The 4,617-nt window shown below is 30.6% G+C and carries 5 protein-coding genes and 1 pseudogene; 1 reads left to right on the top strand and 5 read right to left on the bottom strand.

The annotated features are described in order from the left end of the window. The first annotated feature begins 134 nt into the window (after window positions 1-134). Window positions 135-617, top strand: coding sequence for a thioredoxin family protein (locus AB1Z17_RS07590; RefSeq protein ID WP_368051197.1), 483 nt, complete (start codon window positions 135-137; stop codon window positions 615-617). Between the two features lie 48 nt (window positions 618-665). Here the strand turns inward: AB1Z17_RS07590 and AB1Z17_RS07585 are convergent, their stop codons facing one another. The 5 genes and pseudogenes from AB1Z17_RS07585 to AB1Z17_RS07565 all read right to left on the bottom strand — a co-directional run. Beyond that, window positions 666-1,901, bottom strand: a complete 1,236-nt coding sequence (locus AB1Z17_RS07585) for an OmpA family protein (RefSeq protein WP_368051196.1) — start codon at window positions 1,899-1,901, stop codon at window positions 666-668. A gap of 116 nt (window positions 1,902-2,017) precedes the next feature. Then, window positions 2,018-2,914: a Ppx/GppA phosphatase family protein gene (locus tag AB1Z17_RS07580; protein WP_368051198.1), complete on the bottom strand. Its 897-nt coding sequence runs from the start codon at window positions 2,912-2,914 to the stop codon at window positions 2,018-2,020. Window positions 2,915-2,918: 4 nt separating this feature from the next. Then, window positions 2,919-3,407 carry a histidine phosphatase family protein gene (locus AB1Z17_RS07575; protein ID WP_368051195.1) on the bottom strand — a complete coding sequence of 163 codons (489 nt, stop codon included), beginning with the start codon at window positions 3,405-3,407 and terminating at the stop codon, window positions 2,919-2,921. Between the two features lie 44 nt (window positions 3,408-3,451). Next, complete coding sequence (gene pdxH / locus AB1Z17_RS07570; protein WP_368051194.1) at window positions 3,452-4,099, bottom strand: pyridoxamine 5'-phosphate oxidase; 648 nt, start codon at window positions 4,097-4,099, stop codon at window positions 3,452-3,454. Window positions 4,100-4,149: 50 nt separating this feature from the next. Next, a pseudogene (locus tag AB1Z17_RS07565) lies at window positions 4,150-4,617 on the bottom strand (sodium:solute symporter); the annotation flags it as partial.

Raw genomic sequence — 4,617 nt, 5'->3', positions numbered from 1 at the left:
GTTGAAGCAGTTTCTCACGAAGAGGTTCAAGAAGTAGCTAAAATATCAGAAAAAATAGTAGGTAAATTGGTTGAAGAATTTGTAAAATTATAATTTGGCATTATTTTAGTAGTTTAGCATTTAAATATCAATTTATGAATAAATTAATTTTTAGTTTTTTAATCGTTATAACTTATTTAACAATTGGTTATGCTCAAGAAAGTGTTGCAATAAATCATAATTCAGCTAATATTTGGCAGCAAGATTTTTCAAAAGCGGAGAAGCTTACAAAATCTGCGGATAAACCACTATTAATCTTTTTCACAGGATCAGATTGGTGTGGACCTTGTAAAATGTTGGTTTCAGATGTTTTTGAATCGGATAAGTTTAAAGAGGAAGTTCAAAACGATTTTATTTTATATGAAGCAGATTTTCCTAGAAATAAGGATTTGGTTACCAATTCTCAAAGAAGTGACAATTATAAATTAAAAAATAAGTATAATGTTAGTTCTTACCCAACAATTGTAATTGTTAATGAAAAAGGAAAAGCATTAGGTAAAATGAAAGGCTATAATTTAATGCGAGATACAAGTTATCATTATAAATTTTTTGATGACATTCTTAAAGATAATGAATAAAAAAATCCGCTTTAAAGCGGATTTTTTTTATAGTATTTAAAAGTAGTATTATTGATTTATTACTCTAAATGTAGTTCTTCTGTTAGCTCTGTGCTCTCTTTCAGTACAAGAAACACCATCAGCACATCTGTTTGTTAATTTTGTTTCACCAAATCCATTAGCAGTTAATTGACTAGAATTAATTCCTTTAGAAATTAAGTAATTAGAAACAGCCATTGCTCTTCTTTCAGATAAGTCTTGGTTACTTTCTTTTGTACCTCTGGCATCTGTATGAGATTCAAGCGCTATTGCAACACCAGTTCTCAATACAGGTAACAAACGTGTGTCAATTATTCTTTTAGCTTCGTTTGTTAACGTTGCACTTCCTAGATTCCAGTTAATTGGTAAAATACTATTTTCAGTTAATTTACAATCAACTTCTTCCCAAGATGTTAGACCACCTTTTTTAACTAAAACCTCCTTAGTAATAGTTTTATATTCAGCAGGAACAGTTACAGCTCGTTCAGTAGCATCGCTTACTAAAACAACTTTAGAAATTGTAGCGTATTCAGCTGGAATATCGATAGTTCTTGTAGTTGGAGGAGTTACCATTACTGTTTTTTTAACAACTTTAGTTACTTCTGGAATTTCAATTTTTCTAGTTGTAGGTTGCTGAGCAACAACAGTTTTTTTGTAGGTTTTGTTAAATCCAGGAACTGTAGTTCTTTGAGTACGAGCATCTGTATCCAGTTTAGTAAGAGGTACAGAAACATATTCGGCAGGAATTGGTTTGTAACACCAGTATCTACAATCATTAGGGTCACTAGATTCGCAATCTGGAGCAACATCGCTCATTTGCCAAACTGCAGTTGCAGGTTTAATTTCAATTGTTTCAGAATCTGATTTAAAAGTTGCTGGAGTAACACTTAATTTAGATCCATCTTCTTTTGCAGTATATGTTAATGTTTCCGACCCAAAAGATCCTGGGATTGCTTCTAATCGGTAACTAGCTTCTTTAACTACAACTACAACGTCTCTAGTTTCGTAAACAGCAGGTACAACCTCTAAACGTTGACTAGCTTCTTTAACAAGTACTCTTTCTGTAACTGTTTTATAGGTTGCAGGTGTAGTAGTGATTTTTTTGTAAGCTGCTTTTGTTTCAACAGTAACATCTTGGTTTTTCCATACGTCTGGAGTTTTACAACGTACATAGCATTTTCCAGGTTCTGGGTTGGTTGGTAGATCTTGCGAATAAGCACTAACACCAAAAACTAATAAAGTAATAGATAATAATAGTTTTTTCATTTTTTTTTAGCATATTAAATTAAGGTAAATATCATTTAGATTTTCTAAATAGTATAAGTTATGACACTCAACAAATGAATAAGTCACACTTTTCCTTAAAATTCTTAAAAAAAAAATTATATATTTTTGAAATAGAGGCTTTTAACAATACCATCTGCCAGTCCAATTTTTGGAACGTAGATTTTTTTTGCACTGCTCCACTTCATTGCAGAAAGGTAAATTTTTGTTGCAGGAATTATAACATCTGCTCTATCTGGGTTTAGATCTAATTCGGTAATTCGCTCTTCAAAAGACATTTTTTTAAGAAAATGATATTGGGCTTTCATATAAATTAACGAAAGTGGTTTTCCTATTGGTTTTCCAGAAAGTTTAAATATTTTATTAATATTTCCTCCAGAACCAATTAGAATGGGTTTGTGCAGTTTTTGCGTATTTGCTTTTATCCAAACCTCCATATGTTCCCAAACTTCTTTAAAGGATTTTTGCTTGTTAAGCAAACGTACTGTACCTATTTTAAAAGATTTTGAATTGATGATTTTTCCATTTGAAAATATAGTTATTTCAGTACTTCCTCCACCAACATCTACATAAACATAAGATTTGTCGTTTTCTATAATATTGGTTAAATCTGTTGAAAAAATAATTGCAGCTTCTTTTTTACCATCAATTAAATTAATTTTTACGTTAGTTTTTTCAAAAATTTCTTGAACAACTTCTTTTCCATTTTTTGCTTCACGCATTGCAGAGGTTGCACAGGCATAATAGTTTTGAACTCCATGAACTTCCATTAATAATTTAAAAGCTTCTAAAGCTTTTATCAATCTATTTTTATTTTCTTCAGAAATACTTCCTTTTAAAAAAGTATCAGCACCCAAACGAATAGGAACTCGAACCAATGCAGATTTTTTAAAACTAGGATGCTCATTATTTTTTTCTGTAATTACGTTTGCAACTAATAATCTAATGGCATTGGAACCAATATCTATTCCAGCAAGTTTTTCTATTTTCAAAATAATACTATTTATAATTCTTAGGAAATTCAGTTAAAAATGTCTTTCCGTTTTTTATGTCTTTCCAATGATTTGTGTCAAATTTAATTCCAATTACACCACAGGTTGGTACATGGTCAACTTGAATACTTCCAAATTTATTTACAAAATCGCTAATACCATGGTCGTGGCTAAATATAATTGCAGAATCAAAACCATCATCCAATGCTTTTACCGTTTTAATTAAATATCCATCGCTAAAATTGTAGAGCGATTTGCTAATTTTTATATTGGCCAATGGGTAATTAAAAGTGTAACTGAATATCAATCCAGTATGCAATGCTCTGTTTGCACAGCTAGAAATAAAAACATCTGGAGTTGCAATTTTTTTATGCAACACATTTGAAACTAGATACGCATCATTAATGCCTCTTTTTTTTAATGGACGGTCTATATCTTTAATACCCTCGTATTCCCAGGAAGATTTTGCGTGTCTAACTATATAAAGTGTCTTCATGTAGTATTCTCATGTGTGTTAGTTGAATTTCAAATATAGAAAAATTATGGAGCTAATCGTTCAATTTCCCAGTCATAATTTTCCTGTAATGTATATCTTATTCTATCGTGCATTCTGTTTGGCCTGCCTTGCCAAAATTCTATGCTTATCGGTTTTACAATAAAACCACCCCAATTTTTTGGTCTAGTAATTTCTTTATTTTCAAATTGTTTTTCAAAAGTGGCTAATCTGTCATCTAAATATTTACGAGAAGGCACAGGTTCGCTTTGGTCTGAAGCCCAGGCACCAAGTTTGCTTCCATCTGGTCTGGATTCAAAATATCCGTCAGACATATTTTCTGAAATTTTTTCAGCAACTCCTTTTATAATAATCTGCCGCTCAATATTATGCCATAAAAAGGACAAACATACATTTGGGTTGTTTTCTATAGCTTTTCCTTTTTCGCTATTGTAATTTGTATAAAAAATAAACCCTTCCCAAGTATATTTTTTAAGTAAAACAGCCCTGCTTTTAGGAAAACCATCGGCTCCAATAGTTGCAATTGTCATTGCATTTGTTTCTGAATCTCCACCAAACTCTTCAACTTCAAAAAACCATTTTTGAAATAGTTCCATTGGGTTTTCAGAAATATCTTTCATTGAAAGTTCAATTTTTTGATAATTTCTTCGATAATTACTTAAATCGCTTTCCATTGGGTAAAATTAAAAAATCTTTTATAGTTTTGAATTCTTTTTACGAGTATTTACGAATTCGTTTTTTTTAATAACAATAGTCCTAAAAATGTAATGAATCCATTTACAATTAACAGTTCATAACCAAATACATAGCCATTTAAAACTGTTTCAGAATGCGCATTTATAAAATACGTTGCTAAAACAGATAGCACAGCAACAATCCAGACATACTTATCTTTTATGTTTATTTTTGTAAATATTCCAAAAGCAAACAAGCCTAATAATGGTCCGTAGGTGTAAGATGCAACTTGCAATAAACTGCTTATAACATTGTCTTCTAAAACATATCTAAATATTACAATTACAAACACCAACAATACCGAAACTCCTATATGAGTTTTCTTTCTAATGGATTTTTGTTTAGAAGGTTCTTTGTTTTCAATATCTAAAAAATCTATACAGTAAGATGTTGTTAGTGAGGTTAATGCGCTGTCTGCACTAGAGTATGCTGCAGCAATTAATCCTAAAATAAATAT

Origin of the sequence: Lutibacter sp. (assembly GCF_040883305.1) — a bacterium.
Classification (GTDB): domain Bacteria; phylum Bacteroidota; class Bacteroidia; order Flavobacteriales; family Flavobacteriaceae; genus Lutibacter.
Note: the sequence above shows the minus strand (reverse complement) of the source record. Positions and strands in the feature narration are given on the sequence as shown.